29 protein-coding genes, 1 rRNA gene and 1 pseudogene are annotated in these 25,764 nt (G+C 46.9%); 20 read left to right on the top strand and 11 right to left on the bottom strand.

The window, feature by feature from the left end; genetic code table 11:
- Positions 1 to 37 precede the first annotated feature (37 nt).
- From FTU50_RS02910 to yddG, 7 genes are all read left to right on the top strand, one after another.
- Positions 38 to 748, top strand: a complete 711-nt coding sequence (locus FTU50_RS02910) for a TetR/AcrR family transcriptional regulator (protein ID WP_005182118.1) — start codon at positions 38 to 40, stop codon at positions 746 to 748.
- Between the two features lie 70 nt (positions 749 to 818).
- A complete protein-coding gene (gene purU / locus FTU50_RS02905) occupies positions 819 to 1,685 on the top strand; it encodes a formyltetrahydrofolate deformylase (RefSeq protein ID WP_005182122.1) in 867 nt (288 codons plus the stop codon).
- 206 nt (positions 1,686 to 1,891) lie between these two features.
- On the top strand, positions 1,892 to 2,677 hold the full coding sequence (locus FTU50_RS02900; RefSeq protein WP_180046310.1) for an energy transducer TonB: 786 nt from the start codon (positions 1,892 to 1,894) through the stop codon (positions 2,675 to 2,677).
- Positions 2,678 to 2,697: 20 nt separating this feature from the next.
- On the top strand, positions 2,698 to 3,321 hold the full coding sequence (locus tag FTU50_RS02895) for a MotA/TolQ/ExbB proton channel family protein (RefSeq protein ID WP_005182127.1): 624 nt from the start codon (positions 2,698 to 2,700) through the stop codon (positions 3,319 to 3,321).
- Positions 3,321 to 3,725 carry a biopolymer transporter ExbD gene (locus FTU50_RS02890; protein ID WP_005182129.1) on the top strand — a complete coding sequence of 135 codons (405 nt, stop codon included), beginning with the start codon at positions 3,321 to 3,323 and terminating at the stop codon, positions 3,723 to 3,725. The genes FTU50_RS02895 and FTU50_RS02890 overlap by 1 nt, the downstream gene beginning before the upstream one ends.
- 158 nt (positions 3,726 to 3,883) lie before the next feature.
- Positions 3,884 to 4,798 carry a DMT family transporter gene (locus tag FTU50_RS02885; RefSeq protein ID WP_127799009.1) on the top strand — a complete coding sequence of 305 codons (915 nt, stop codon included), beginning with the start codon at positions 3,884 to 3,886 and terminating at the stop codon, positions 4,796 to 4,798.
- Positions 4,798 to 5,688 (top strand): aromatic amino acid DMT transporter YddG, encoded by an 891-nt coding sequence (yddG, locus tag FTU50_RS02880; RefSeq protein WP_180046306.1) that lies wholly within the window; start codon positions 4,798 to 4,800, stop codon positions 5,686 to 5,688. Before FTU50_RS02885 ends, yddG begins: the two co-directional genes overlap by 1 nt.
- Positions 5,689 to 5,731: 43 nt before the next feature.
- On the opposite strand, the gene FTU50_RS02875 is transcribed toward yddG, so the two are convergent.
- Positions 5,732 to 6,979: a YihY family inner membrane protein gene (locus FTU50_RS02875; RefSeq protein WP_005182132.1), complete on the bottom strand. Its 1,248-nt coding sequence runs from the start codon at positions 6,977 to 6,979 to the stop codon at positions 5,732 to 5,734.
- Positions 6,980 to 7,090: 111 nt separating this feature from the next.
- Here FTU50_RS02875 and wrbA point away from each other — a divergent pair, with 111 nt between their 5' ends.
- Positions 7,091 to 7,687, top strand: a complete 597-nt coding sequence (gene wrbA / locus FTU50_RS02870; RefSeq protein ID WP_075167263.1) for an NAD(P)H:quinone oxidoreductase — start codon at positions 7,091 to 7,093, stop codon at positions 7,685 to 7,687.
- 302 nt (positions 7,688 to 7,989) lie between these two features.
- A complete protein-coding gene (locus FTU50_RS02865) occupies positions 7,990 to 8,172 on the top strand; it encodes a hypothetical protein (RefSeq protein ID WP_045796412.1) in 183 nt (60 codons plus the stop codon).
- Between the two features lie 57 nt (positions 8,173 to 8,229).
- On the opposite strand, the gene FTU50_RS02860 is transcribed toward FTU50_RS02865, so the two are convergent.
- The 4 genes from FTU50_RS02860 to FTU50_RS02845 form a co-directional block, all read right to left on the bottom strand.
- Positions 8,230 to 8,610 (bottom strand): hypothetical protein, encoded by a 381-nt coding sequence (locus FTU50_RS02860; RefSeq protein WP_005182135.1) that lies wholly within the window; start codon positions 8,608 to 8,610, stop codon positions 8,230 to 8,232.
- 216 nt (positions 8,611 to 8,826) lie between these two features.
- On the bottom strand, positions 8,827 to 9,402 hold the full coding sequence (locus FTU50_RS02855) for a xanthine phosphoribosyltransferase (RefSeq protein ID WP_005182137.1): 576 nt from the start codon (positions 9,400 to 9,402) through the stop codon (positions 8,827 to 8,829).
- An 89-nt stretch (positions 9,403 to 9,491) separates the two neighbouring features.
- Positions 9,492 to 10,205 (bottom strand): DUF3108 domain-containing protein, encoded by a 714-nt coding sequence (locus FTU50_RS02850; protein WP_045796415.1) that lies wholly within the window; start codon positions 10,203 to 10,205, stop codon positions 9,492 to 9,494.
- Positions 10,206 to 10,357: 152 nt separating this feature from the next.
- Positions 10,358 to 11,041, bottom strand: coding sequence for a hypothetical protein (locus tag FTU50_RS02845; RefSeq protein WP_127799001.1), 684 nt, complete (start codon positions 11,039 to 11,041; stop codon positions 10,358 to 10,360).
- Between the two features lie 240 nt (positions 11,042 to 11,281).
- On the opposite strand from FTU50_RS02845, the gene FTU50_RS02840 reads away from it, so the two are divergent.
- Positions 11,282 to 12,160 carry an energy transducer TonB gene (locus FTU50_RS02840; RefSeq protein ID WP_180046304.1) on the top strand — a complete coding sequence of 293 codons (879 nt, stop codon included), beginning with the start codon at positions 11,282 to 11,284 and terminating at the stop codon, positions 12,158 to 12,160.
- On the opposite strand, the pseudogene FTU50_RS15490 reads toward FTU50_RS02840, so the two are convergent.
- The 4 genes and pseudogenes from FTU50_RS15490 to miaB all read right to left on the bottom strand — a co-directional run bounded on the left by FTU50_RS15490 (position 12,157) and on the right by miaB (position 15,609).
- Positions 12,157 to 12,448, bottom strand: a pseudogene (locus FTU50_RS15490) (antibiotic biosynthesis monooxygenase). The gene FTU50_RS02840 and the pseudogene FTU50_RS15490 overlap by 4 nt on opposite strands.
- An 89-nt stretch (positions 12,449 to 12,537) precedes the next feature.
- On the bottom strand, positions 12,538 to 13,020 hold the full coding sequence (gene ybeY / locus FTU50_RS02835) for an rRNA maturation RNase YbeY (protein WP_005182166.1): 483 nt from the start codon (positions 13,018 to 13,020) through the stop codon (positions 12,538 to 12,540).
- Positions 13,021 to 13,039: 19 nt separating this feature from the next.
- A complete protein-coding gene (locus tag FTU50_RS02830; protein WP_016659561.1) occupies positions 13,040 to 14,113 on the bottom strand; it encodes a PhoH family protein in 1,074 nt (357 codons plus the stop codon).
- Between the two features lie 41 nt (positions 14,114 to 14,154).
- Positions 14,155 to 15,609 carry a tRNA (N6-isopentenyl adenosine(37)-C2)-methylthiotransferase MiaB gene (miaB, locus tag FTU50_RS02825; protein ID WP_005182171.1) on the bottom strand — a complete coding sequence of 485 codons (1,455 nt, stop codon included), beginning with the start codon at positions 15,607 to 15,609 and terminating at the stop codon, positions 14,155 to 14,157.
- Positions 15,610 to 15,869: 260 nt separating this feature from the next.
- On the opposite strand from miaB, the gene FTU50_RS02820 reads away from it, so the two are divergent.
- From FTU50_RS02820 to FTU50_RS02795, 6 genes are all read left to right on the top strand, one after another.
- Entirely contained in the window at positions 15,870 to 17,846 is a 1,977-nt protein-coding gene (locus tag FTU50_RS02820) for a transglycosylase SLT domain-containing protein (RefSeq protein WP_373685464.1), read from the top strand.
- 75 nt (positions 17,847 to 17,921) lie between these two features.
- Positions 17,922 to 18,575 (top strand): ribonuclease I, encoded by a 654-nt coding sequence (locus FTU50_RS02815; protein ID WP_168408491.1) that lies wholly within the window; start codon positions 17,922 to 17,924, stop codon positions 18,573 to 18,575.
- A 178-nt stretch (positions 18,576 to 18,753) separates the two neighbouring features.
- Entirely contained in the window at positions 18,754 to 19,740 is a 987-nt protein-coding gene (locus FTU50_RS02810) for a malate dehydrogenase (protein WP_005182191.1), read from the top strand.
- Positions 19,741 to 19,933: 193 nt separating this feature from the next.
- Positions 19,934 to 20,188, top strand: a complete 255-nt coding sequence (locus tag FTU50_RS02805) for a DUF2789 family protein (RefSeq protein ID WP_005182193.1) — start codon at positions 19,934 to 19,936, stop codon at positions 20,186 to 20,188.
- Positions 20,189 to 20,333: 145 nt separating this feature from the next.
- Positions 20,334 to 20,594, top strand: a complete 261-nt coding sequence (locus FTU50_RS02800; protein ID WP_005182196.1) for a DUF2789 family protein — start codon at positions 20,334 to 20,336, stop codon at positions 20,592 to 20,594.
- A 110-nt stretch (positions 20,595 to 20,704) separates the two neighbouring features.
- Positions 20,705 to 20,962, top strand: coding sequence for a DUF2789 family protein (locus FTU50_RS02795; RefSeq protein WP_005182199.1), 258 nt, complete (start codon positions 20,705 to 20,707; stop codon positions 20,960 to 20,962).
- 94 nt (positions 20,963 to 21,056) lie between these two features.
- Here FTU50_RS02795 and FTU50_RS02790 read toward each other — a convergent pair whose 3' ends face one another.
- Together FTU50_RS02790 and FTU50_RS02785 are read right to left on the bottom strand one after the other, a co-directional pair.
- The gene (locus FTU50_RS02790) at positions 21,057 to 21,584 is read right to left on the bottom strand and encodes a hypothetical protein (protein ID WP_005182203.1); all 528 of its coding nucleotides are present in this window, start codon (positions 21,582 to 21,584) and stop codon (positions 21,057 to 21,059) included.
- A 60-nt stretch (positions 21,585 to 21,644) separates the two neighbouring features.
- Positions 21,645 to 22,247, bottom strand: a complete 603-nt coding sequence (locus tag FTU50_RS02785; RefSeq protein WP_005182206.1) for a 2OG-Fe(II) oxygenase — start codon at positions 22,245 to 22,247, stop codon at positions 21,645 to 21,647.
- Between the two features lie 116 nt (positions 22,248 to 22,363).
- Between FTU50_RS02785 and FTU50_RS02780 the strand changes: the two genes are divergently transcribed.
- The 4 genes from FTU50_RS02780 to FTU50_RS02765 form a co-directional block, all read left to right on the top strand.
- Complete coding sequence (locus FTU50_RS02780) at positions 22,364 to 23,221, top strand: 23S rRNA (adenine(2030)-N(6))-methyltransferase RlmJ (protein WP_005182209.1); 858 nt, start codon at positions 22,364 to 22,366, stop codon at positions 23,219 to 23,221.
- Positions 23,222 to 23,267: 46 nt separating this feature from the next.
- Entirely contained in the window at positions 23,268 to 24,092 is an 825-nt protein-coding gene (gene pssA, locus FTU50_RS02775; protein ID WP_075168287.1) for a CDP-diacylglycerol--serine O-phosphatidyltransferase, read from the top strand.
- Between the two features lie 24 nt (positions 24,093 to 24,116).
- A complete protein-coding gene (locus FTU50_RS02770; protein WP_005182214.1) occupies positions 24,117 to 25,205 on the top strand; it encodes a DUF6670 family protein in 1,089 nt (362 codons plus the stop codon).
- 440 nt (positions 25,206 to 25,645) lie between these two features.
- Positions 25,646 to 25,764: ribosomal RNA gene (locus FTU50_RS02765) — 16S ribosomal RNA — on the top strand; the annotation flags it as partial.

The following is a 25,764-nucleotide window of genomic DNA, read 5'->3' as shown; positions in this document are numbered from 1 at the left end:
TAGTTTCTTAACAGTTTGAAAGAATGGTTACTTTAGGATGTCACACTCGAAAACGGTGAAAACCAAAGAACGTATTTTGCAGTTAAGCCTGCAACTTTTTAATGAACGTGGCGAACGTGTCGTGACGACCAATCATATTGCAGCTGAATTGGGCATGAGTCCGGGTAATTTGTACTATCATTTCCGCAATAAAAACGAAATTATTAAAGAGCTGATGGAGCAGTATCAGGCCGAAACCCTGAGCATGCTGGCCTTGCCAGATGACCGTCCGCTGGATGCCAACGATAAGATTCATTACTTTCAGGTCCTTAGCAGCCAGTTATGGAACTACCGCTTTTTGCATCGGGATGTCTATCATCTGGTGGAAAATAACGAAGATTTCCGCAAAATGTATCCGCGTTTTGCCGGACAGGTGATGCAGCAGGGACAAAAAATTTATAAAGCTTTCGTAGAAGCCGGTTTAATGGAAATGACCGACTCGGAAATTGAAGCCTTAATTATTAACCTGTGGATTGTGCTGACCAACTGGACCAACTTCCTGTATATGTCGGGGCATATTACCGACTCGAATACGCTGGAAGAGAAGTGGGTCTGGCAGGCGCTGCGTCAGATGGTATTCCTGGAAGGGGCGTATTTGCGTGGTGAAAGCCGTCAAACCTATGAAGGCCTGTTACAGACCCTGGGTTCATCGGAACTGTTTGCCAGCTTATCTTCAAGCAAGAATACAGAAACTGATTCCCCTATTTAGTCTGTTAAGGAAACGCGCTAGAATAGCCGGCTTATTTTTTCAATTTAACTGATTAGTGATATAAACCAACATGAATATGACGACTGCGAATACTGCACGTTTACTGATTACTTGTGAGGATAAGCCAGGTATCGTGCAGGCTGTATCGAGCTTTTTGTATCATCAGGGAGCAAATATTACCGCACTTGATCAATACGCGACTGAAGCTCAGGGCGGGCGTTATTTCATGCGCGTTGAATTCGAGCTGGATCATCTGCAAAGCCGTCGTGAAAGCCTGATCCAGACCTTTGCCAGCAATGTGGCCGAGCGTTATGAAATGCAATGGCGTCTGGCCTTGGTGGCCGATGTGAAAAAGGTCGGTATTTTAGTGTCTAAAGTCGATCATGCCTTGCTGGAACTGTTATGGCGTCATGCGCGTGGTGGTCTGCCGTGTGAAATCACCAAAGTGGTGTCGAATCACGAAACTTTACGTGAAGCGGTTGAGAACTTTGGTATTCCATTTGAAGTGGTGCCGGTTAACAAGGAAAATAAACGCGAAGCCTATGCCAAAATTGATGAATTGATGCAGGGCAATGATGTACTGGTGCTGGCACGTTATATGCAGATTCTGGATGAAGAATTTGTCAGCAAATGGGAAATGAAAGTGATCAATATTCACCATTCCTTCCTGCCAGCTTTCGTTGGCGCCAACCCGTATCAGCAAGCCTATGACAAAGGCGTGAAACTGATTGGGGCAACTGCGCACTATGTGACCGCGGATTTAGACCAGGGCCCGATTATCGAGCAGGATGTGGAGCGTGTTAGCCACGATTTTACGGTCGAGCAGCTGCGTGAACTGGGTCAGGATGTGGAGCGTAACGTGCTGGCGCGTGCAGTGAAATGGCATCTGGAAGACCGGATTATTGTTGATGGCAATAAAACAGTGGTATTCCAATAAGTTGTTGTGAATCACCAGATTTAAAGGCATACTTTTAGTATGCCTTTTTTATTGATTATTTGAAAAAGCCATTAAAATAGCCAAATTAATTGTTGCAAATGAAAACACTTCTCATTTATCATTGCGGTACTTTAATTGTGCTAACCGATGAGCTTGATAGGTCAAATCTGAAACTGGCTATCACCTCTTTAAGGTAACTGAGTTTAATGAGTCCATCTTCTACTCCCATGATGCAATCTCCTCATCCCATGAAAAAGAAAGTGCTGTCTGCACTGGTGGCCGTAGTTATTGGCCATATCGGGGTGTTGTGGGCGGTTAGCCAGATGGAATCACCGGAACTGAAACCGATTGACAAGGAGCCGCTAAAAGTCCGCTTTGTCAAAATTCAGGAACCACCAAAACCTTTACCGCCACAACCAAAAGCAGAACCAAAACCGGCACAGCCTAAGCCACCAGAAGTCAAAGAAGTGAAAGTGGTTGAAAAAGCATTGCCACCACCACCGAAAAAAGTGGAAAAAGTCCAGCAGGTGAAAAAGGCCGAAGCGCCAAAACCTGTGGTCAAACCGGTTGAGCCAACGCCGCAGCCAACCCCAACGGTTACCACCACGGTTTCTGAAACCAAAGTGGTGAAACCGGCACCGCAACCGGTGGTACAGCCTGCGCCAGTAGCGCCGCCTGCACCGGCTGTGCCAGCAACCAAATCGGTATCCATTGGGGGTTCGGGCGTGCAGTGGAGCCGCTCACCAAAACCATCGTATACCAACCGAGATTTACAGGGTGAAACCCGTAGCGTGGTGGTCTTAATTGAAGCCAATGAAAAAGGCTCAATCACCAGTGCGCGGATTACCCGTTCAAGCGGCATTGCTGCTTTAGATGAAAAGATTTTACGCGCTGTGCGTAGTGCAAAATTCAAACCGTACAAGGAAAATGGCGTTGCTTATCCAATTCGTGCCGAGCAACCCTTTGAATTGACATTGAATCCTAACGGCTAACTTTAATCAGGAGTTCGAGTATGAACTTTTCAGTTTATTGGCAACATGCAGATGCAGTCAGCAAAACACTGTATTTCGTGTTACTGGCAATGTCGATTGCGACCTGGACAATTTTTGTGCTGCGTCTGATGGGCACCCGCCAACTTAAACAGCAAGCCTATGCTCAACTCGCTCAAGCGCTGAACAGCCTGAAAGCCAAATTTGCGCCTTTAAGTTTTGAACAGCGCAAGGCCGTGGCAGAGCAGGCGCTGTTACGCCAGATTTCGGCAGAAAAAGCCTCTGCAGAAAAAGGCGTATCGGTACTCGGAACTATTGCATCGCTGGCACCGTTTGTCGGTCTGTTTGGTACCGTATGGGGGATTTTCCACGCGCTGGTAGCGGTGGGTAAAAGCGGTCAGGCTGGCCTTGCTCAAGTGGCGACGCCTGTCGGTGAAGCACTGATCATGACCGGTTTTGGTCTGGCTGTCGCAATTCCAGCAGTTATTGCCTATAACATCTGTAGCCGTTTTAACCGGACCTTGTCACATGAGCTGCAAGATCATGCACACAACCTGTTAATTGACACCATGCTACAGCAGGATTCTGCGACCGCTCAGGCTGAAGTGAAAACTGCACAGCAAGGTTTAGTGGGAGGTCAGGCTTAATGGCATTTCAATTGGGTGAAGACAACGATAGCGGCATGAATGAGATGAACCTCATTCCGCTCATCGACATTATGCTGGTCTTGATGATCATCTTCCTGGTGACAGCGACCGTTGCCAACCCATCAATACCATTAACCTTGCCAGAAACCACGGCAGAAATTATTGATCCACCACCACAGGCGATTACCGTTAGCATTAATGCTTCGGGTGAAGTGGCCTGGGATGATCAGATCATCAGTCTGGATGAGCTGGAAAACCGTTTAAATGCGGCAGGCGAGCAGGAACGTAAGCCAACGGTACAATTACGTGCCGACAAAGATGCCCGTTATGATACCGTTGCCCAGGTAATGTCACGTGCGAGTGAAGCCGGACTCAGTGATATTGCCTTTGTCAGCGATAACTAAACGTGACAGGCCAGACTCAGGACGACCCATCACGGGTCGTTTTTTTATGGCAGCTGTTTATGTGCAAATTGCAGGAAAAGCGTGCAGCACATATTTTAAATGCCTGCCAATTCAATTAAGGTAGGCTAGGGAAAAACGAGAATTTTCAAGGAATTTTGGTGAAACAACGACAGGCACTGGATGCCAGAGCAGCCAGCATAATGTTTGTGCTGTGTATTTTCTGGGGACTGCAGCAGGTGGTGCTGAAAATTGCCGCGCCTGATATTTCACCGCTAATGCAAATGGCGCTGCGTTCCGGGATTTCTGCGCTGCTGGTCTGGCCGTTAATTCGGCTGGCTCAAGGTGTGCATTTATGGACACCGACGTATTTGTATCCGGGCTTGCTGGTCGGGCTGCTATTTGCCGCCGAATTTTTTATGCTGGCTGAAGCCATCCGCTTTACCTCGGCCTCCCATACCGTGGTGCTGCTGTATACCGCGCCAATTTTTGTAGCTTTAGGCCTGCACTGGAAGCTGCCCAGTGAACGGCTTTCCCTGCTGCAATGGAGCGGTATTCTGCTGGCTTTTCTGGGCATTGTAGTGACTTTTTTGGGGCGTGACAGTCAGCTCAGTGCCGCAACCAGTTCCATGCTCTATGGCGACTTTCTGGCTTTATGTGCCGGTATTTTATGGGCGGCCACTACCATAGCGGTGCGCTTAACCCCGCTGGCCGAAGCACCAGCCACCCAAACCTTGTTCTATCAGCTGCTGGGCGGTTTTATCGTGCTATTCCCTTTGGCCTACTGGTCCGGACAGGCGGTGGTGCACTGGAGTCCGGTCGCGATTGGCAGTCTGTTGTTTCACGCCATTCTGATTTCTTTTGCCAGTTATTTAATCTGGTTCTGGTTACTGAAAAACTATCTGGCCTCACGCTTGGGGGTATTTTCTTTTTTAACCCCATTATTTGGGGTGCTGTTCGGCGTGTGGCTGCTGGGTGAGCAACTGGAACACAGCTTTATTATGGGGGCTATCCTGGTGATGCTGGGCGTGGTCATGGTCAGCGCACAGGGCTGGTTCAAGCGGCGCGTGGCCTGATGCTGGGCCAATCACAACGTTTTACTGCGCTGGGCTTGAGCTCGCTGCTGATCTGGGCCAGTCTGGTGGGTGTGGTCAAGCTGATCAGTGAACAGCTCAGTCCGGTGCTGGCACTTGCACTGATTTATAGTGTCAGTGCGCTGGTGATTCTGTTACATCAAGGCTGGCCTAAACTTAGCCAGATGCCGAAAATCTATCTCTGGGGTGGTGGGGCGCTATTTGTTAGCTATGAAATTCTGTTCCTGCTGTCGATTGCCTTATCGACACAGCGCGAACAGGTGCTGATGATTGCCATGATCAATTATCTATGGCCGCCGCTGAGTATTGTGCTGGCGATTCTAGCCAAACAGCTACGTTATCACTGGGCGGTAATTCCAGGCTTTGTGCTGGCCGTACTGGGCTTGATGCTGGTGGTCAATCCGGAGATCTGGAACTTGGCCCAGCTCTGGAGCGTACTGACGGAAAATCCGTTGGCTTATAGTCTGGCATTTTTAGCGGCCTTGTTATGGCCCTGCTACGGGGCGCTGACCCGAGCCTATGCCCAAGGCAGCAATGCAGTGTCACTGTTTTTTGTGGTGACTGCGGGTTTGCTGTGGGCGCTGCATGTAGGACTGGATGAGCCATGGCAATGGCCAAGCCTTTCGCTATGGGGATGGATTGTGCTGGCCGGTGCCCTGATTGGGATGGCCTATCATAACTGGAACCAGAGTATTCAGTTTGGCCGTATTCAGCTGCTAATTCTGGCCACCTATTTTATTCCGGTGCTGTCTTCATTGATCTCGATGTGGCTGTTGCAGCTACAGCCTGGCTGGGTGTTCTGGCTCGGCTGTAGTCTGGTCAGTCTGGGTGCGCTGATCTGCTGGAAAAGCACCAGCGAAATTTCCGCTTAGCTGGCGCTTATTTCCCGGCCTTAAAGATCAGCAGGTGCTACCTCTATTTTTCTTCAAAAATTTTCGACAATGGAATCGACAGCTTGGCTGCCAAATAGTCATCAGCTTCAATCAGTGCCGGTCCGAGTTTCTGCATCCATTCATCATCCGGATGAATATTGCCGACATCTTTGCGCTGCGGCAGCGGATAAGGCAGCTGGGTATAAAAACTCCAGAAATTGACCTGCGATAAATTCCGTACCAGCACCAGTTCATCGTTATCGGTGCGTTTAATCAGGTTTTGCTGCTCCAGCATCCAGATATAATTTGGTAAGCGGCCAATTTCATCGCGGCCCAATACTTCCAGTGCTTCCTGCTCGGTCACGCTTTCGCCTTTTTTCTGCTTTTGATAAAACAGCTCCAGCAGGTCCAGCAGCATAATCATCGGATGGCGTTTCTGGTCTTTGCCGGAATTAAAAGCGGTGAGGGCAAAGCTAATTTCTACGCCCAGCAAAATAATATTCCACGACAGAAAAATCCACAGCAGGAAAATTGGCACGGCAGCAAAGGCGCCATAGACAATTTCATAACTGGTGAAATTCGACATGATAAAGCCGAACAGGTTTTTTAATGCCTCAAATACCACCGCACTAAAGACGCCGGCAATCAGCGCGGCTTTAATTGGTACATTGCGGTTGGGAATGGTCCAGTACAGAATAAAAAAGCCGACAATGGTCAGGGAGAAGGAAATAATCCACAGAATAAAAGCGCCGTTGACCTCATAACCGGCAAAGTTATTGCTCAGCACATTCATCGAGGCAACGGTAGATGACAGCACAAAGGCGCTGCCAAGTAAAATCGGCCCCAGCGAAATAATGGTCCAGTAGCGCATAAAACCCATAATCCCGCCGCGGGTTTCTTTCACTCGCCAAATCCGGTTAAAGGCAGTTTCGATACTGGTCAGCATCAGTACAGTGGTAATGAACAGGAACAGAATCCCGATAATGGTGAGATTGCTGGATTTATCGGTAAAGGCATTCAGGGCCTTATCAAAGGCGATGGTGGTTTTGGGCAGAAAGTTGCTGTAAATCAGCTGCTGTAACTGCTGACGCGCCGGTTCTAAAGCTTTAATCGAGGAGATGATGACCAGAAAAACCGTCAGCATTGGCACCACCGCAAACAGTGTGGTATAGGTGAGCGAGCCGGCCTGTTCACGACAGCGGTCTGCTTCAAAACGGCGTAATACAAACAGCACGAATTGAAACCACTGGTGGTCATAAAAGGGCAGCTTTTTTAAATACTCAACAATCATGCGGCTAAAGTCTCGATTTTTTAGTGATCTTTCTGTGTTTTCCTGTGCCAGCTTAACCAAAAATACAGCAAAATACCGTATAGTTTTCTTTTTTACTCTACAGATAACATTATGCAACCCTATGTTTTAGTTCTGTATTACAGCAAGTATGGCAGCACCCGTGAAATGGCCCATCTGATTGCCAACGGGGTAGAAGCAGCAGGCGTAGCGGTAAAAATACGTACAGTACCGAATATTGCCCCGGTGGTCAAAACTGCCGAGCCGAGTATTCCGGCCGAAGGCGATATTTACTGTAGCCTAGATGACCTGGCCAACTGCGCTGGTCTTGCGCTTGGTTCGCCGACCCGTTTTGGCAATATGGCCTCGGAAATGAAATTCTTCTGGGATCAGACCACCAGTCTGTGGCTAAGCGGCGCTTTGCATGATAAACCGGCCTGTGTATTTACTTCTTCCGGTTCACAGCACGGTGGCCAGGAAAGTACCTTGCTGACCATGCTACCGCCGTTATTCCATCATGGCATGATGATTATGGGACTCAGCAATGCTCATCCGGCTTTATCCAATACCAAAACCGGCGGTACACCGTATGGTGCATCGCATGTCAGCGGCCCGCGTCATGACCAGAGCTTAAGTCAGGATGAAAAGAAACTTTGTGAAGCGCAAGGATTACGTTTAGCAGACGTGGTGAAAAAACTGCACAGCGCTTAAAAAATAGCTTTAAAAAAAATAGCAGCAGCAAGGCCAAAATAGCGCTCAGATCCGTTAATGGCTTTCTGCTGTTGATGCTGGTTTTTTGATTGTTAATTTAAATGAATTTCATGTGAAAATGACTGCTTCTGGTGATTTTCGACCACCCCAATTCGGCGTCTATCTAATAGTCTTTCTATACACAGCCTATGCTGTGACGGTTCTCTCCCTATTCATGATCGGTTGGGTGCTTTCCTGTGGAGGAAAAGAGCACCTTGCCGTCATGCACACTGAGAAAAATCCAAACTACTGAGGAATACGAGATGAAAATGTGGTTCGTTATGGGATTCAGTGTACTGAGTCTAAGTCTGGTGCTGTCCAATGCAGTAGCAAGCGTGGTGCATCATCCGGATTATCCTGAAGAAAAAGCACAAACCAAAGCCAAAGATCAGGCCAGCTCAAAAGAGCCAGCGGCGACTGAACAAGGCGCCCCGACACAGAAGTAATGTATGCGGTGCTCCGTTGGTGAGCTCGCACCCTCCATCGACCTCACCTCAAAGGTGTTAGAGTTTTTCTTTAAAGCGGTGTTTGCAGTTGAGGCACTGAAAATCCAGGAAGATATTCTGGTCCACAATGACCCCGGCTTTTTTACCAAAGCGATGACCCAGAAAACCGCCGGTAATGCCGACACTAATTGCACCCACAAAGGTACCAATGGTGCCGCCCATAATCACCCCTAACGGTCCGGCCACGGTGCCTATGGCAGCGCCTAAAGAGGCACCGGAGGCGGCCCCGCCGACAGTTCCGGCTGCTGTTCCGGCCGACCCGAGCAATACTCCGCCAATTTTTTGTAAGTTTTGTTCATGGTTGCGCTTTTCAACCTGATTTGAGCCACATTTCGGACAGACGATACTGTGTTCCATCAACGGATTGTCTTGTGTCATGAGTGTAGAGTGCCTTCTAAAAATGCTGGGTCAATCCAAAGAGCCAATAGCTTAGGACAAAAGGCGTTAGCTGACCTTGGTCAAAACGCTCAGAATTTGCCGTTAGGCTTATGCTAAGCCATTCGGTCTGGAGCGTGGTAGAGAATTTTGTAAATCACATCGCCATAAAAAAAGAGCACCTGAGTGCTCTTTTAGATATAAATTGCAGGCGAAGTCTTAGTCGCGAACAAATTCAACCGTACCATTGGCCAGTGACTTGACACGCGCCAGAGATTCAACCCGGTAGCCTTTTTCCAGGAGCAGGTCACGACCTGGCTGGAAGGATTTTTCAATCACAATACCAATACCGACCACTTCCGCTTGGGCCTGATGAATCAGGTCAGCCAGACCTAAAGCCGCCTGACCATTGGCCAGGAAGTCATCAATCACCAGTACTTTGTCGCTTGAGCTGATGTGCTTGTTTGAAATCGCAATGGTGCTTTCGACCTGTTTAGTGAATGAAAACACTTTAGAGCGATACAGGTCATCTTTTAGGGTTAAAGACTGATATTTACGTGCAAAAATCACGGGAACGCCCAGCTCTAAACCTGCCATGACTGCCGGTGCAATACCTGACGCTTCAATGGTAATAATTTTGGTGATGCCGGCATCTTTAAACAAACGCGCAAATTCTTGACCAATTTGCTGCATCATGACCGGATCAATTTGATGGTTTAGGAAAGAATCGACTTTCAGAACTTCTTCAGACAGAACGATACCTTCAGCTAAGATTTTCTGTTCTAGTGCGTGCACGGGAGAATCCTCAACAGCAGGTGCTTTTTAAAGCAAAAGCGTATTTTAAAAAGCACCTGAAAAAATGCAAGCAAAAATCGAGAAAATGATTAACTTGTTGGGCCTTTATAGCCGGTTAACAGCAGGCCATAAGAGTTCTTCTTGTCCAGATGGGTCACTTTCACCGGTAAGTAGTCCAGTTTTGGCGCTAACCAGAAAATGGTTTCACGGCCCGGCTTGTCATGCTTAATCGCCACTTTAATGGTGTCAAAGGTGCCATAATTGGTTTTTACGCTTTCACTGCCTTGGCGTACAAATTTACGTGCTTCGACCTCCTTGGCATCGGCCAGGTAATAGGTCGATTTGAGCGAACCATTTTTTAAGTCTTCACGAATCTGCAATTCGGCATTTAGCTCATCGAGTACACCGGCTTTCCAGGCAAATGAACGCGACTCTTTGTCTTTTTTGGTATTAATTTTTTTCGCAGCCGGATTAAAGTGAATACTCATGGTGTTGTTATGAATCAGGATTTTGCTGCTGCGGCTAAAGCTGGAAGAACCAATTTTGCCATTTTCAAAGGTGAAGCGGCTGGTTTCCGTGGCCGAAGCAATCCCGCCGGCTTTGGCGGCAAAAACATAGTTCCACTGATTGCCGGATTTGCTTAAGGTTCGGGTCGCAGAGCCAAGGTTTTTGCCGTTATAGCTGAACTGATAACTGGCCTGGAATGGACTCATGGCAAAAGTCTGGCTTGAGAACCCTGCAAATAACAGTGCAGTCGAAACTCCCGCTGCCATGCCCATCGTTTTCAATACGTGTTTAGCCATAAGTAAATTGTTTCCTATGCTGTAAATAAGCGCACATTGTGCTTTGTTCTATTATGCGCTTGAATGATGAAGAGAAAATTTGCAAATATGCACTTTATGTAAAGCTTGTGTAGCAATCCTGATAGGTATCTGCAATCTCTTTCCCTGAGCTTTTAGCTCTTTTTCTGTTTGATGGGCGTCACTTCTGTGGCCGTTTGTGCTTCTTCGGCTTCTTCACGATCGCGATCTTCAGCAATTTTTCGAAATAGGGCGGTTAGGTTGACATTGCCCATGACCACCAGTTCGGCTTCACGCAACACCGCATGATTGACATGCACTTTGCCCAGAGTGTCAATGATCGAGCGGTTCTTACCCAGCCAGCGGTTCAGGTCTAAATGTAATAGATCATCTTTAACTTTAATTACATTCAGTTTTTCCAGAATCATGCCGAGTGGATCTTTGTTCAGCACTTTCTGATAGAAGAACAGCGCAAACCGAACACCCAGCTTATGCAGGATACTTGGATATTTGGCTTCAATCACCTGGGTATCACTAATCTGTTCAAATACAATCAGCTGGACATTTTTATTCAGTTCCATCTGCACCAGTTTCAAATCTACCGACAAGGTAATATACAGCCCGTTATAATCCAGGGTCGCGTACAGACGCAGCCACTCGTCATGTAAATCGGCATGTAAGTCTTTCAGCATTTTGACATTGTCGGTGACAAAGCGCTGAAAAGTCGCATTCAGAAAAACCTGAGACATTGGAAATTCGCGTTCATCTTCAATAAATCCTTCCGCCTTCTGATACATCTGACGTAAACGTTTTGAAATGAGAGAAATAAGAGGGGACATACAGGGCATTCCAATGGGTTAATCTTTATTAACTTTGCAGAGATCTTGTCGAATTGTATTAAAAATACGCCAATTGAAGCTTGCAGTTTAGCAAAATAAACTGCACCATTTTCAAGATTTTATTTATCGTGACACGACATGTTGACGAGTGTCTCGCTTTTTTTTTAAAAGTAAAAACCAGTCTTATTTTATCTCGTTTTATACGATTTGGGGAATCCGCGATTTTGTCGGATTAATGTGATGTTAAAGAAATTTCATTTTGCACCTTTGACGCAGCAGTGGTGGAAAGATCCACTATTTGGCACCGTACTGACGCTGGCAGCACTTTCGCATCTGGCTGTGTTAACGGTGCAATTTGTCATGCCACAGCAAAGCGATGCCGCGGTCAAGGAAATTGCAGTCAGCTTAAGACCAAGTGCCACCGAAATTAAGGATGCCGACTTTTTAGCACAGGCCGACCAGCAGGGTTCTGGCACCTTCCGGGAAGCGCACCGCATGTCCAGCGATATGCCCGCACCAATGATTGAACAGAGTGCCGGTGATCAGCAGCTGGAAAGTCTGGAGCGTTTGCAGCAGCAGCGTGAACTGAGCTTTGAAGAAAAAGTGCTAATGACTACCTTAAGCTGGCAAAAGCAGGCGGCGGAAAACCAGCGTAAAAAAGCGCTGGAAGAATTAAACAGCCAGTTTCAGGCCAAAGCGGCGATGGTGGCCAGTCTGGAAGCGCAGTATTTACAGCGTCAGCAAAATTTTAGCCGTCAGCAGAAAATTAAAACCGTAGATGGAGTTCAGGCCAAGCAGGATGTCGCGGCCGGTTATCTGGAAAAATTCCGTCAGAAAGTCGAATTTTATGGTAATCGTTATTATCCGGAAGCGGCCAAGCAGCAACAGCTGGCCGGTGAAGTACGTTTAATGGTGATTTTAAATGCCAACGGCGGGATTCGCGCGATTCGTTTAATTGAAAGCTCGGGACATGCCATGCTGGATGAAGCTGCCAAGGCTTCTGTGCGTAAAGCTGCTCCTTTTGGTGCCTTTGATGCCAAGATGAAAGATATTTCCGAGCTACGCATTATCCGGACCTGGCGTTTTGACCCGGCTGAGGCGGAGTTTGAGGTGCGCTAGCGTTTGTAGTGACGTAATACTTCACAAATTTCAACACTGAAATTTTTATACCAAGTGTTATGTCCGAGTTGTTGTGCGACTTGGTGTTCCGCATCTAAATGCCAAGCGTGTATATCTGAAAGATCATGCCAATAGGATAGGGCGATTTCAGATAAACCTTCTGTTAATGTTTTAAAATGAATGCAGCGGAATTGGCTTAAGGCTTTCTGACATAACTGCTGTGCTGTGGCAAAATACAGAAGGATCAAGTTTTTTAATTTTCGCTTTAAAAATAACAACGTATTTCATGATTGTGGCTTATCTATTTTTATTCATCTCATCATAAAATAAACCCTATAAAAAAAGCGAGCCTAAGCCCGCTTCTTCATTGTTTAACTTTAATCGCGTTCTAGATACGGGTTTTCAAAACCGAGCTTATCCAGAATTTCAATTTCAATGCCTTCCATTTCTTCAGCATCTTCATCTGAAGTTTCATGGTCATAACCCATCAAATGCAAGGTGCCATGCACTAGCATATGGGTGAAATGGGTTAGCGGTGCTTTGCCTTGCTCATTCGCTTCGCGTAGCACCACCGGAATACAGATCACTAAATCCCCAATGGGGAAGGCATCAAGAAATTCGGCCATTTCATCGGGCAGTTCACTTGGGAAAGACAGCACGTTGGTCGGTTTGTCTTTCTGGCGATATTCCAGATTCAGTTTATGGCTTTCTTCATTGTCGACACAGGCGATCCCGATTTCACAGTCACTTTGGGTGCCAATATGTCGCAAGGTGGTTTCTACAACTTTTTTGATATAGCCACGTTTCAAGACCAGTTCAGGGGCTTGAACATCCTGTTGTAGAGAAAGACTCAGTTTCAAAATATATCCTTAGATCAGTTTAGTCCTGCGCATCGGCCTTGGCATCGTTTTCTGCAATCAGCGCTTCCTGACGGGCTTTGCGTTCGGCACGGGCTTCTGCACTCAGACGTTGTTGCTCACTGTCCCAGCCTTCGTAGGCTTCAACAATTTTCTGCACCAGTTGATGACGCACCACATCACGTGAATGGAAACGGGTAATATGAATTTCCTTGACGTGCTCCAGCACGCGCAGGGCATGCGCCAGACCAGACTGCTGACCACGCGGTAAATCGACCTGAGTCACGTCACCGGTAATTACGGCACGTGAGCCAAAGCCCAAACGGGTCAGGAACATTTTCATCTGTTCTGGTGTGGTGTTCTGCGCTTCATCCAGAATCACAAAAGAATGGTTCAGGGTACGACCACGCATATAGGCCAGCGGCGCGACTTCAATCACCTGACGTTCAATCAGCTTGGCGACTTTTTCAAAGCCGAGCATTTCATATAACGCGTCATACAGCGGGCGCAAATACGGGTCAATTTTCTGGGTTAAATCACCCGGCAGGAAACCGAGTTTTTCACCGGCTTCAACCGCAGGGCGAACCAGTAAAATCCGCTGGATTTCATTACGCTCCAGCATATCGACGGCTGCAGCTACCGCCAGGTAGGTTTTACCGGTTCCTGCTGGGCCAATCCCGAACGAAATATCGCTTTGTAAAATACGCTGCACATAACGTTTCTGGTTGGCACCGCGCGGGTTAATCCGGCCTTTGCGGGTCTGTAACCAGACCGCATCTAAACCGGTATGTTCCTGCTCTTCATCAATCTGCAATTCACGGTCAGTCTGGCTGCCCTGAATCATCATGTGTAAGGTGTCGGCACTAATCTGGCTGGAATTTTCCGATTCTTCATATAAACGCTGAAGCAAGAGCTCGGCTCTCTCAACTGCATCTATTTCACCATCAATAAAAAAGGCATCACCTCGATGAGAAATTTGCACATCTAGACGCTGTCCAATCTGTTTCAAGTGGCCGTTATAAGCACCGAGCATGCTTTTGAGACGTTCCATTGAAATGCCAGGAAAATTTACTGTACGTCGAATTGCTGCAGTCAAGAGAATTCCTTATTCAGAAGTAGTCGTATTGTTCCCTTACATTACGCCACGTCTGGTTCAAGATTCAAGAGTTCACCATAAACTAAATTTAAAGTTTTAATCTCGGTAATCTCAATCTCCGCAAAGCGTCCGACCCAAGCCGGATCACCAATAAATGTTACCAAACGTGTATTGTCCGCCGTGCCGACCAGTACATTCGGATCTTTGTTCGACACGCTCTCAATTAACACACGTTGCACGGTGCCGAGCATGGCATCAGTTTTGTCAATACTGGACTGTTTAATCCATTGCTGCACTTTGGCCAGACGTTCTTTTTTGACATCTTCCGGGGTGTTGTCCGGCAGTTCAGACGCCGGCGTGCCCGGACGTTTTGAATAGACAAAGCTGTACGAATGGTCGAAGTCCATATCCTGAATAAACTGATAGGTTTCTTCAAAGTTCTCGTCGGTTTCGCCCGGGAAGCCAATAATAAAGTCGGAAGACAAATGCATGTCCGGACGTACTTTACGTAACTTGGCAATTTTTTCGATGTAAACATCAATGGTGTGGTTACGTTTCATGGCCTGTAATACATCATTGGAGCCACTTTGTACCGGCAAGTGCAAATGCGACACCATTTGTGGCAAGTCGCGGTAGCATTGAATCAGGTCATCATTAAATTCTAGCGGATGCGAAGTGGTATAACGTAAACGGCCAATCCCCGGAATTTCGGCGACCAAACGCAACAGGTCAGCAAAGGTACAGATGTTGCCGTCAAAAGTTTCACCGCGGTAACCATTCACGTTCTGACCGAGCAGTGAAATCTCACGCACACCTTTTTCTGCTAAACCGGCAATTTCCGCCAGTACGTCATCGAGTGGACGTGAAACTTCTTCACCACGGGTATAGGGCACCACGCAGAAAGAACAGTATTTGGAACAGCCTTCCATAATCGACACAAAGGCTTTAAAACCTTCGACGCGCGGTTCTGGCAGGAAGTCGAATTTTTCAATGTCCGGGAAGGAAATATCCACCAGCTTGATTTTTTCTTTTTTCGGTTTTTCAACCTGATCATTATGCTGATCCAGCATTTGTGGCAAACGGTGCAAGGTTTGTGGGCCAAACACCATGTCGACATACGGCGCACGTTTTTGAATATTGTCACCTTCCTGAGAAGCAACACAGCCACCCACGCCAATCACCAGATCCGGATTTTTTTCTTTCAGTTTGCGCCAGCGGCCCAGTTCCGAGAACACTTTTTCCTGTGCCTTTTCGCGGATGGAACAGGTGTTCATCAGCAGGATATCGGCATCGGCCGGATTGCTGGTCAGCACATAGCCGTGAGAATCGCCTAAAAGGTCTGCCATACGATGACTGTCATACTCATTCATCTGACACCCTTGCGTTTCGATGTACAGCTTTTTCACTGAACCGTCGGCTGGGGTGTGCTGTGGCTGGGTAACAGTGTTTTCTGAGGCAGCTTTGGCACCATTTGGAATGAAGGTTTGAACCGTCATGTAGGCTCCTGAAGGATAAAATCGAGATCGTCCGTTCTGAAATGTTTGAACGGCAGAGGTGATAGAAAAACGCGTATTTTAACAGGAACTGGGTATAAACTTATAGCCCTAAATGAGGGAAGCAGAAGATTGATTTATCAATTAAAATTGTTCGAAAATTAATATTGTTTAATCATGAGGTTACATAACACAACAATTGAGGTGTTTGAGAATAATGAAACTGTTTTAGTATATTGCGGTAAGAGAGGAGGGGCGAAGTAATGACTGAAAATAGGCACATGCGCACATGGACTGAAAAGAAAAGAATTTTTTGCAAAAAGCTTGTGTTAGGTTTGGCATCACTGAGCATTTTCCCAACCTTGTACGCAGCCGAAGAGCAGTTTAATGATGCGCTGCGGGCAGCCAATGCCAGTAACCTCTCTTTATTGCAGCAATATCAAAGTGCCATGCAAAATGATGTGCTCGGCTATTATCCGGAATACTGGATTTTAAATACCAATCTGGCCACTCAGTCACCCGCCTCGATTGTGCAGTTTGCCCAGCGTTATCCACAGTCGGCCATGGCAGAAAAACTGGCCGCTGACTATGTCGAAGAAAAAGTCAAACAGGCCGATTTTAGCAATGCTGTATCAGTGCTGCCCTATGTGACCAATGCCGACCGTGCCGAAAGCTGTGCCGTGGCGCAGGTGCGTGCCCAGTCAGGTGATCCGCTGGTTTTTGCCGAATTTAAAGATGTCTGGCTAACCACCAATTCGCAGCCGGAATCCTGTACCGGTCTGGGCCGGATGATGTTATCCAGCCCACTGATGACCCAGGAAGATAAACAGCAGCGTTTGTGGGTGCAGCTGCGTGCCGGCCAATCCGGACAGGCGCTTGCCACTGCACAGGGACTAGGTTTAAACCTGAGTCTGCCGCAGCTGAATAGCATTCAGGCCAATCCGCTTAACTATTTATGGTCTGCACCAAAAGCCAGTGCTGAAGATCAGGCTTATCTGATTTATGCCTTGGGCCGCCTGGCCGATACCGACCTGAACTCGGCTCTATCTGCGGTGAAACGTGCTGCAGAAGGTACCCCGCAGTCGGTGCAGCGCGCCTTGTATCGTGCTGTGGGCTATATTGGCGGCACCACCGTCATGAAGAACAATTTTAACCGTGAAGTACTGAATGCGCTGGATGCCAGCTATGGACTGCCATTTAGCCCGGAAGAAGCGGAAATTTATGCCCGTCAGGCGATTCGTTTTGGTGCCTGGGAAAGTGTAATTCGCGCGATTGATGCCATGAGCGTGTCGCAAAAGCAGGAAGACCGCTGGCAGTACTGGCTGGCGCGTGCCTCTGAGCAGCGTGGCGATGCCACTTCAAAACGCAGTGCTGACGCGATTTATAAACGTTTGGCTCAGGGTGATGATTACCACAATTTGCTGGCCAAAGATCAGCTCGGATACAGCTATTCTTCGATTCCTGTGAGCCGTGAGCCAAGTTCGCAGGATATGCAGCGTTTAAATCAGGATATTCACTTTAGACGCGCCTTTGCCTTGCGCCAGATTAATGCACCGGCCAGTTATATTAACCGTGAATGGAACTGGGCTGTGCGTCAGGCCTATTTAAAACATGATGATGGTCTGTTATTGGCTGCAGCCAAACGCGCCACCGATATGGGTTGGTATGACCGGGCCATTTATGCGGCAGACCGCACCACCAAGCAGCATAATTATCAGTACCGTTATGCCATGCCGTACAAGAATTATGTGGTCAGCCACAGCCAGAATGCCGGGATTGATCCGGCCTGGGCCTATGGCTTGATGCGTCAGGAAAGCCGTTTTGTGACTACGGCGCGTTCGCATGTCGGGGCGGGTGGTTTAATGCAGATTATGCCGGATACCGCGCGTTTAATTGCCCGTCAAATGGGAGAAACCTATAATCCGGCGGCACTCACCGATATGAATACCAATATTCGTTATGGCACGTTTTATCTGTCGACCATCCAGGGTCAGCTTAGTAATAACTCGGTTTTAGCAACTGCGGGCTATAATGCCGGGCCAAACCGTGCCCGTCGCTGGCAGCCTGAATTTCAAAACATGGCAGCGGATCAATATACCGAATCCATTCCGTTGCTGGAAACACGCGATTACGTTAAACACGTTATGACCAATGCCACGCACTATGGATTATTGCTGGGTCAGGGCGCGCAATCAATCAGTAAACGTATGCAGCAGATTCCAATGCGCAATACGCAGTAAACAAGATGGGGTGTCTCCTGCATGGATGCTGGAGGATGGGACTCAAAACGACACGAGAAGGTGCTAAGTTTGAGAATGAAGAAATTGACAGCCGGGGGGCAGCCAGCGGGAATCCTCATCCTGATTTCGGGTGGGACGGGGGTATTGCTCAGTAGTGCTGCATGTGCTGCCACGGTGCAGGGCTATGTCATGGATGTACAAATGACACCCGCCGTGTGCATGTTTGACAGCAACCGCGCCAAGCAGCGGAAATGCCTGCAAGGCTACTCGCTGAATATTACCGGGCTGTATCCGGAAACCTCCCGTCGTGACTGCGAAACCAGCTCTTCAGCCAAACTGTCTCCCATTCAGGCCAAAGTGGTGGCACGGGTCATGCCCGATGAACATGCCCGGGTGCAATTGTGGCAGGGTATTGGTGGCTGCGTACCGATGAATGCCAGCCAGTATTTTCGTACCATTATTAACTATGCCGACCGGCTGAAAGTCCCGGCGGTGCTGACCGGTCAGGAAACTACCGTGGTGCAGCAGAATGAACTGAACCGGCTGTTTATTCGCCTGAATCCGGGCATGCATTCCAAGAGCATTCATTTTCAGTGCACCTCGCATCAGGCCAAAAGTTATTTAACCGAATTGAAAATCTGCTATAGCCCGAATGGGCGCTATAAACAGTGCAGCAGTAGCGTGGAAACCCAGTGTCCATCGGCCTTTATTATTAAAGGTTCATACTAAAACCCGACGTTTTTCGGCATTTTATTTATATTTCCTATCAGACTTTTGTTGAAATCCATAGCCTTTTACATGCATCTGACAAAGGATTGGAGTACAATCTTTGCCGTTTATGATTATTAAGATTAGATAGAACAGCTATTTAATCGCATTAACTATCCTCTCAACTGGAGATAATTACATGAAGCAACCTGTTCGCGTTGCCGTTACTGGCGCTGCTGGTCAAATTGGTTACAGCCTATTATTCCGTATCGCTAGCGGTGAAATGTTGGGTAAAGACCAACCAGTTATTCTTCAATTATTAGAAATTCCTGTTGAGAAAGCTCAACAAGCGCTGAAAGGCGTAATGATGGAACTTGACGACTGTGCTTTCCCATTATTGGCTGGCATGATCGGTACTGATGATCCTAAAGTTGCATTCAAAGATGCTGACTATGCACTTTTAGTTGGTTCACGTCCACGTGGTCCAGGTATGGAACGTGCTGACCTTCTTAAAGTCAACGGTGAAATCTTCATCGGTCAAGGTCAAGCGCTGAACGAAGTTGCGAGCCGTGACGTTAAAGTTCTTGTTGTAGGTAACCCTGCGAACACGAATGCTTACATCGCAATGAAATCTGCTCCAGATCTTCCAGCGAAGAACTTCACAGCAATGTTACGTCTTGACCACAACCGTGCGTTGACTCAACTTGCTCAAAAAGCTGGTGTTGCAGTTTCTGACATCAAAAACATGACAGTTTGGGGTAACCACTCTCCAACAATGTATGCTGACTACCGTTTTGCGAACGTAAACGGCGAAAGCTTGAAAGACAAAATCAACGATGCTGAATGGAACAAAGACGTATTCCTTCCAACTGTTGGTAAACGTGGTGCTGCAATCATCGAAGCGCGTGGTCTGTCTTCTGCTGCTTCTGCTGCAAACGCTGCAATCGACCATATGCGTGACTGGGCGCTTGGCACAAACGGCGAATGGGTAACCATGGGTATTCCTTCTGATGGTTCTTACGGTATCCCTGAAGGCGTAATGTTCGGTTTCCCTGTAACTTGCGAAAATGGCGAATACAAGATCGTTCAAGGTCTTGAAATCGACGAATTCAGCCGTGAGCGTATCAACTTCACGCTAAACGAGCTTGAAGAAGAACGTGCAGCAATTGCTGACATGGTGAAATAATTTAGTGTTGAACTAAGTTAGAAAAAGCACTCCATTTGGGGTGCTTTTTTTATGCAGCTGTATGGATTGTTGTATTGATCAGCGCCATGACAAACCTCACAAAACATAACAAGAATACATCGGCTTGTAGCCCTAATGCTGTTCCGGATTTGCTAGTTTATGGACTTCGCCTAGAAAAATACGGAGTCATTCCATGGTACTCGAACAACAGCCGACCTTAGAATTATTATTTGAACAACTGGGTTTAGCCGCAGACGAAGCATCTATTGAGCAATTTGTGCGTGCCCATCAATTGCCGGCAGAAGTGACCTTGCCCGATGCTGGATTCTGGAGTGAGGGACAAAGCGCCTTTTTACGCGAACACTGGCATCAGGATGATGAGTGGATTGTGATTATCGACAAATTAAACCAGTTACTACACGTTGAAAGCGACAAGCTGGCGCAATAAGCCGGAGCCAGTTCAATCAGGCTCATCCGCCTTACATGCTTTGGTACAAAAAAATACAACAAGCGCAGTCACAAGGCTGTGCTTTTGTGCAGAATTCTTATAACGTAAAGCTACAATACAGTAAAAAAATGCTGAGGAGGGCGCCATGTTTGATCAGCAACCCACATTAGAACTGTTATTTGAGCAGCTGGGTCTAGAGTCCAGTTCAGAAGCCATTGATCAATTTATTGAAAGCCATCAATTAACTTCCGATATTCCCCTACATAAAGCCGCATTCTGGAGCAAGGCCCAGCACGATTTCATTATCAGTCACTGGAAAAGTGATGATGAATGGGCCATCGTGATTGATGTCTTAAACGAGCAATTACATACCGAACATAAGCTTTCCGGCTCTTGCGAACTTTAATCACAAATTGAAACAACAAACCTGGTCGCAAAGACTAGGTTTTTTTTGCTTTATCTTATAAGTTAGATGGATAAATAACTACAATTTATCTGATATATAAGGAGGGCGAGATGCTCAATCACAACACACCATCCTTAGCTCTATTATTTTCTCAACTTGGTTTAGCCAATAGTCCGGCGGCCATTGAACTTTATGTACGTACCCATCAACTGCCTTCCCATATTTCTTTGCATGATGCGCCGTTCTGGAATAAATCCCAGCGTGCTTTATTAATCAGTCATCTGGTCCAGGATGATGACTGGGCGATCTGGGTCGATGAATTGAATCAACAATTACATATGGATGCCTATAAAGCCCAAACCGCTTAATCCTGCCTGAAGATTCAAGCGTTTCTGTAGTCCATAAAAAATGCCTCAATCAATGAGGCATTTTTGTTGTTAAATATTTTTTTCGTGCTGAGCTTTAGTGTAAACGCGGCTGAATCAGCTGCACAAACCAGCTTTGACCATGACAGTGTTCAAAGGCAGTATGTTCACGTAGTACATCGGCATCAAACTCGGCTGTTTTACGGTATTTGGTCAGCCAATGCTGAGTCAGTGCATTTTCTTTTTTCGCTGCGCTGGCATAGGCCAGGAACAGGTAAATATCGCCATGATTATAATTGGTCAGCGGTTTTAGAATCTGCTGGGTAATTAAGGCAAAGCGGGTTTCCTGACTGATTTCAAAATACAGCATATAGGCCTTGGCCAGGGTTAAGGACAGATTTAAATATAAGGACAGCGGCATTTCCTCAAATTCAACCCGGCCTTGCTCCAGCAGCACAATCGCTTCTTGCAGGAAATAGGTCTGTTCCTGACGGACCTGACTCAGCATCACCAGTTCTAGGCGTAATGAAGCACGTTCCAGCGCCAGTTCCGGGGTGTTGCCCTGTAAATAGAGCTGGTCAGTTTCACCGATACGCTGAATAATCGGTTGGGTGGTATCACGCATCGGCACAATCCTCAGTTCACAATACGGTTTATATGAGGCCACTTGCCAGGATTTAAAGGATCACCACAACTGTGGATCACTACGCAGCCAGGCAGTAATCGAAAGGCGCTGCTGTTTGGAGAGCAGCACTTCATGCAGCAAATCACTTTGGAATAAGGCCATCCGGTTGGGCTGTGGCGCAATGATCTGCCATTCGCCCTGTTTGTCCTGCAAGCGTAATTCACCGCCCCAATCGGCCTGCCACTGTTCATGCAGATAAAAGACGCAGGAAATCATCCGGCCATTTTTACCTTGCGGATTATCGCGGTGCAGGGCATAAAATTCGCCGGCGTTATAACAGGCAAAATGGGCTTCGACTTCCTTAATGCCCAGAAAAAAGGCACGATTTAATTGCTCGGCCAGCGCCATTAAGGTTTGGGTATGCTGCTCGGCAACCGGCAGGCTTGAATCCAGCCATAAGATATGATCACTGCGAATCTGGCTGACCACACCGTTTTGAATGGCTGCGTTACGAAACTCATTCAAATGTGCGGTACATTCTGCTACCAAAGCTTGTACATAATCCTGTGGATAGGCATCATCAATCAGGGCATAACCGGATTGATCCAGATCATTGAATATCTGTGCCAGATTCCAGGATGGTGGTAGAGAATGTGTTTGCATAGGCAAAACTCGAACAAGGATAAAAAAGCGGGGGAACTATTTTAGAGCAAGATAAGCCTCTGAATGAAACTTTTTTTCATGCTAAAATACCGGTTGATTTCAGGAATTAAAGAAACATGAATTACCGTCACCATTTCCATGCAGGCAACTTTGCCGATGTCATGAAGCATGTGCTTTTGCTTCAGTTACTGACACGTTTAAATGCCAAAGATAAACCTTATCGCTATATTGATACACATGGCGGTGCAGGCAAATACGACTTATCTTTAGCACCTGCACAGAAGTCGGGTGAGTTCTTAAATGGTATTCACCGTCTGGTCAAACTGGATGACTCGATTATCCGCAATGCACCGGAAGGCGTGAAGCAGTATCTGAATCTGGTCGAGCAGATGCGCGAGACGGATGGCAAGGGTGCTTATCCGGGTTCACCATGGTTTGCCTTACAAGGCATGCGTGAGATGGATAAAGCCACGGTGTTTGAAATGCAGCGTGATGTTTTTCAGCAATTGCGCAGCAATATCCGTGACCGTCGTGCTGGCTTGCATGAACGTGATGCTTACGAAGGTCTGCTTGGGGTGATTCCACCGAAAGAAAAACGCGGTCTGGTCATGATTGACCCGCCTTATGAGCTGGAACGTAAAGACTTCCCGCAGCTGGTAGAACTGCTGGTCGCGGCCTATAAAAAATGGCCAACAGGCGTGTTTGCGGTGTGGTATCCAATTAAAGACCGCGCCATGATTGAACGTTTTGAAAAGAAAATGTACAAATCGGGCATTCGCCGTCAGCTGGTTTGCGAAATCTGTGTCTGGCCAGATGATACCCCGGTTGGCTTGAATGGCTGTGGTTTACTGGTGATCAATCCACCTTGGAAATTCTCTGAAGATGCAGATGAAGCCTTACAATGGTTATTCCCGCATTTACGCATGCAGGACAATGGTGGACATGCAGCAGTACGCTGGCTGGTTGGCGAATAAGCCAAGCAGTCACAACAGAGATTAGGTTAGAGTTAGGAATAAAATAATGATAAACACACCGAAGCCCGAGGGTGATTCCGTGACGCGTGAACATGATTACGATGGAATCACATTTGAAGTGGTGGAAGAGGAACGTACCCGCGAGGGGCAAAAGGTCAAACGCCGTGGCATCTACCTGTGGCCTAATCTCATTACCACCGCGGCTTTACTGTCGGGCTTTTATTCAATTATTGCCAGCATGAATGGCGAATATAGCCAGGCCATTTATGCCATTTTCCTGGCGGCCTTATTTGATGGTTTAGATGGTCGTGTTGCGCGTGCCATTGGTGCGCAAAGTCCGTTTGGTGAGCAGTTTGACTCCTTGTCCGATATGCTGGCCTTTGGTGTGGCCCCGGCAATTTTAATGTATAGCTGGAGCCTGAATGATCTGGGCCGGATTGGCTTGGCCTGCTGTTTTGTTTATACCGCCTGTGCGGCTTTCCGTCTGGCGCGTTTTAATGTGCAGATTGGCGTGGTTGATAAACGCTATTTTATTGGCGTGGCCAGTCCATTGGCGGCTTTAATGCTGGTGTCGCTGGTCTGGGTCGGCCGCGATTTTCCTGAAATTTATAATATTCAGGACTTTGGTATTCAGATCATCAACGCCGTGATTATTGTGGCGGTTGGCTTGCTGATGATTTCCAATATTAAATATTATTCCTTTAAGACATTGGACCGTAAGCGGGTGCCGTTTATTGTGCTGCCAATTGCCGTTTTTGTACTGGCGGCCATGACCTATAATATTCCGGTCGGTATTCTGGTGATTTCTATCATCTATGCATTATCAGGTTTTGTGACCACTTATATGGCGAGAAAAACCGCCGAATCATAACAAGATGACACCCAGGAGCTTGCTATGCAGATGTTTCAAGATTTTCTCGATCGATCCAAACAACTGAATCAAGCTCCACATCAACTCAAGCTTGAGCAGCTGCCTTTTCACGCCCCGAACCAGAAATATAAAATCATTCATCAAGGGCTGATGATTCCCAATTTGCCCGCGCCCTTACATTATCTTAATTTCCTGAGCCTGATTGGGCAGCCAAATGCCCCGATGCTGCGTAATGACAGCGCGATTCAAACCCATCCGCTGGATACTGCTACGGTACTGGTCAGTTCCAGTCCACATATGGTGGGGCAGCTCAGCAGTTATTCAGTGGAAAAAGAATGTTATTTCAAGCCGGCACTGTTTCAGTTTGGTGGTCGGGAGCAGCTGGAAGGACATTTTCCGGAGTTTCGGGTCCAACGTCTGGATTCTGAACTCAGTTTTGATCTGAAGATTCGTACTACCCCGGTGATTTCCTATTTTGCCAAGCTACGCATGGGGCTGGCCGATCACTGGTCTTTGCTGTGTGAATGCAGTGGACAGCTTCAATATAAACAGCAACATTATCAGATCCAGCAACTCGGCAGTTTTGAATATGCGCGAGCCATTAATTTTCCTTATCTACCTTTAGCCTTTTTTACCTATCAGGTGATTAATCTGCAGCAGCAACGGCAGTTATTACTGGCCCAAGTGCGGGACCGCTTTAACCGGATTTTGCAGTCGCGGATGTATTTGCGTGACCTGAGCGGTGGCCAAAGCCAGCTGTTTGATGAAGGCGTATATTTTAAAGTGCACCGGGTTTATCCGGCGGTGATGACTCCAAACCGGCAAAGCATGTATCTGCCGCGTGAATTTGAATGGTGTTACAGCGGTGCAGATGGCACGCGTATCCATATTCAGGCACAAAGCCGCGGGGATTTTAAATTTGGCTTGGCTGCAGGTTATGTCGGCAGTTTTCATTATCAGGTCAAAATAAATGATGTCGAAGAACAGGGCGAAGGCGGCTATTGTGAATATATTGATTGTCGCGCCTTAAAATGGCAGGAAAAAAATCAGGCAGAAAAATTAGGTGATCATTTGGCCAATCCGGTCCCATTTTTAGTGAAAAAAGAAAAATAAGTGTATTTTTGTTGAATAAATAAACAGTTGTGTCGTATTTCCCAAAATAATTAAAAATAGGGGTTGCGTCAGGTTTTATTTGCTCTATAATGCACATCCATCGGCGGTGATGTTGATAAAAACTTGTTGATAAACAAGGATTTAGCTAAAATGGTTGAGTTCTGGTTTAGGTGGTAAGTTTAGAAATAAAATCAACATTGCATGTTGACTTTCTAAAAATAGAGAGTAATATAGCCGACCTAGCTTGATGCTGACGAAGCATCGAGAAGATCATTAAGAGATTATGAAGAACAACTTGTGTGGATTTTTACTGATTGATTAATCGAAATATTATCATTGATTGATTGGTTTAAATTACTCGAAGTTTATTTGAGCGAAATTTAAGTCAGAAAATTGATGAGCCAGATTTGGTCACTTCGAATAAAGTGACAAAATGATTTTAACTGAAGAGTTTGATCATGGCTCAGATTGAACGCTGGCGGCAGGCTTAACACATGCAAGTCGAGCGGAGCGAGGGTGCTTGCACCTTAGCTTAGCGGCGGACGGGTGAGTAATGCTT

The sequence above is a fragment of the Acinetobacter sp. YH12112 genome, from assembly GCF_013418945.1.
GTDB classification, from domain to species: domain Bacteria; phylum Pseudomonadota; class Gammaproteobacteria; order Pseudomonadales; family Moraxellaceae; genus Acinetobacter; species Acinetobacter indicus.
The sequence above is the reverse complement of the archived record's forward strand: the minus strand, read 5'-3'. Positions and strand labels throughout refer to the sequence as shown.

Bases quoted from the DNA above. Each gene is read 5' to 3' on its own strand.
- FTU50_RS02910 (WP_005182118.1), top strand. From the start codon at position 38: ATGTCACACTCGAAAACGGTGAAAACCAAAGAACGTATTTTGCAGTTA.
- miaB (WP_005182171.1), bottom strand. From the start codon at position 15,609: ATGACGGTTCAAACCTTCATTCCAAATGGTGCCAAAGCTGCCTCAGAA.
- FTU50_RS02890 (WP_005182129.1), top strand. From the start codon at position 3,321: ATGGCATTTCAATTGGGTGAAGACAACGATAGCGGCATGAATGAGATG.
- FTU50_RS02840 (WP_180046304.1), top strand. From the start codon at position 11,282: ATGTTAAAGAAATTTCATTTTGCACCTTTGACGCAGCAGTGGTGGAAA.
- FTU50_RS02790 (WP_005182203.1), bottom strand. From the start codon at position 21,584: ATGCGTGATACCACCCAACCGATTATTCAGCGTATCGGTGAAACTGAC.
- FTU50_RS02785 (WP_005182206.1), bottom strand. From the start codon at position 22,247: ATGCAAACACATTCTCTACCACCATCCTGGAATCTGGCACAGATATTC.
- FTU50_RS02780 (WP_005182209.1), top strand. From the start codon at position 22,364: ATGAATTACCGTCACCATTTCCATGCAGGCAACTTTGCCGATGTCATG.
- FTU50_RS02900 (WP_180046310.1), top strand. From the start codon at position 1,892: ATGAGTCCATCTTCTACTCCCATGATGCAATCTCCTCATCCCATGAAA.
- FTU50_RS02805 (WP_005182193.1), top strand. From the start codon at position 19,934: ATGGTACTCGAACAACAGCCGACCTTAGAATTATTATTTGAACAACTG.
- FTU50_RS02895 (WP_005182127.1), top strand. From the start codon at position 2,698: ATGAACTTTTCAGTTTATTGGCAACATGCAGATGCAGTCAGCAAAACA.
- FTU50_RS02815 (WP_168408491.1), top strand. From the start codon at position 17,922: ATGAAGAAATTGACAGCCGGGGGGCAGCCAGCGGGAATCCTCATCCTG.
- FTU50_RS02875 (WP_005182132.1), bottom strand. From the start codon at position 6,979: ATGATTGTTGAGTATTTAAAAAAGCTGCCCTTTTATGACCACCAGTGG.
- wrbA (WP_075167263.1), top strand. From the start codon at position 7,091: ATGCAACCCTATGTTTTAGTTCTGTATTACAGCAAGTATGGCAGCACC.
- yddG (WP_180046306.1), top strand. From the start codon at position 4,798: ATGCTGGGCCAATCACAACGTTTTACTGCGCTGGGCTTGAGCTCGCTG.
- FTU50_RS02865 (WP_045796412.1), top strand. From the start codon at position 7,990: ATGAAAATGTGGTTCGTTATGGGATTCAGTGTACTGAGTCTAAGTCTG.
- purU (WP_005182122.1), top strand. From the start codon at position 819: ATGAATATGACGACTGCGAATACTGCACGTTTACTGATTACTTGTGAG.
- FTU50_RS02800 (WP_005182196.1), top strand. From the start codon at position 20,334: ATGTTTGATCAGCAACCCACATTAGAACTGTTATTTGAGCAGCTGGGT.
- FTU50_RS02795 (WP_005182199.1), top strand. From the start codon at position 20,705: ATGCTCAATCACAACACACCATCCTTAGCTCTATTATTTTCTCAACTT.
- FTU50_RS02860 (WP_005182135.1), bottom strand. From the start codon at position 8,610: ATGACACAAGACAATCCGTTGATGGAACACAGTATCGTCTGTCCGAAA.
- FTU50_RS02810 (WP_005182191.1), top strand. From the start codon at position 18,754: ATGAAGCAACCTGTTCGCGTTGCCGTTACTGGCGCTGCTGGTCAAATT.
- FTU50_RS02850 (WP_045796415.1), bottom strand. From the start codon at position 10,205: ATGGCTAAACACGTATTGAAAACGATGGGCATGGCAGCGGGAGTTTCG.
- FTU50_RS02770 (WP_005182214.1), top strand. From the start codon at position 24,117: ATGCAGATGTTTCAAGATTTTCTCGATCGATCCAAACAACTGAATCAA.
- FTU50_RS02845 (WP_127799001.1), bottom strand. From the start codon at position 11,041: ATGTCCCCTCTTATTTCTCTCATTTCAAAACGTTTACGTCAGATGTAT.
- FTU50_RS02820 (WP_373685464.1), top strand. From the start codon at position 15,870: ATGACTGAAAATAGGCACATGCGCACATGGACTGAAAAGAAAAGAATT.
- pssA (WP_075168287.1), top strand. From the start codon at position 23,268: ATGATAAACACACCGAAGCCCGAGGGTGATTCCGTGACGCGTGAACAT.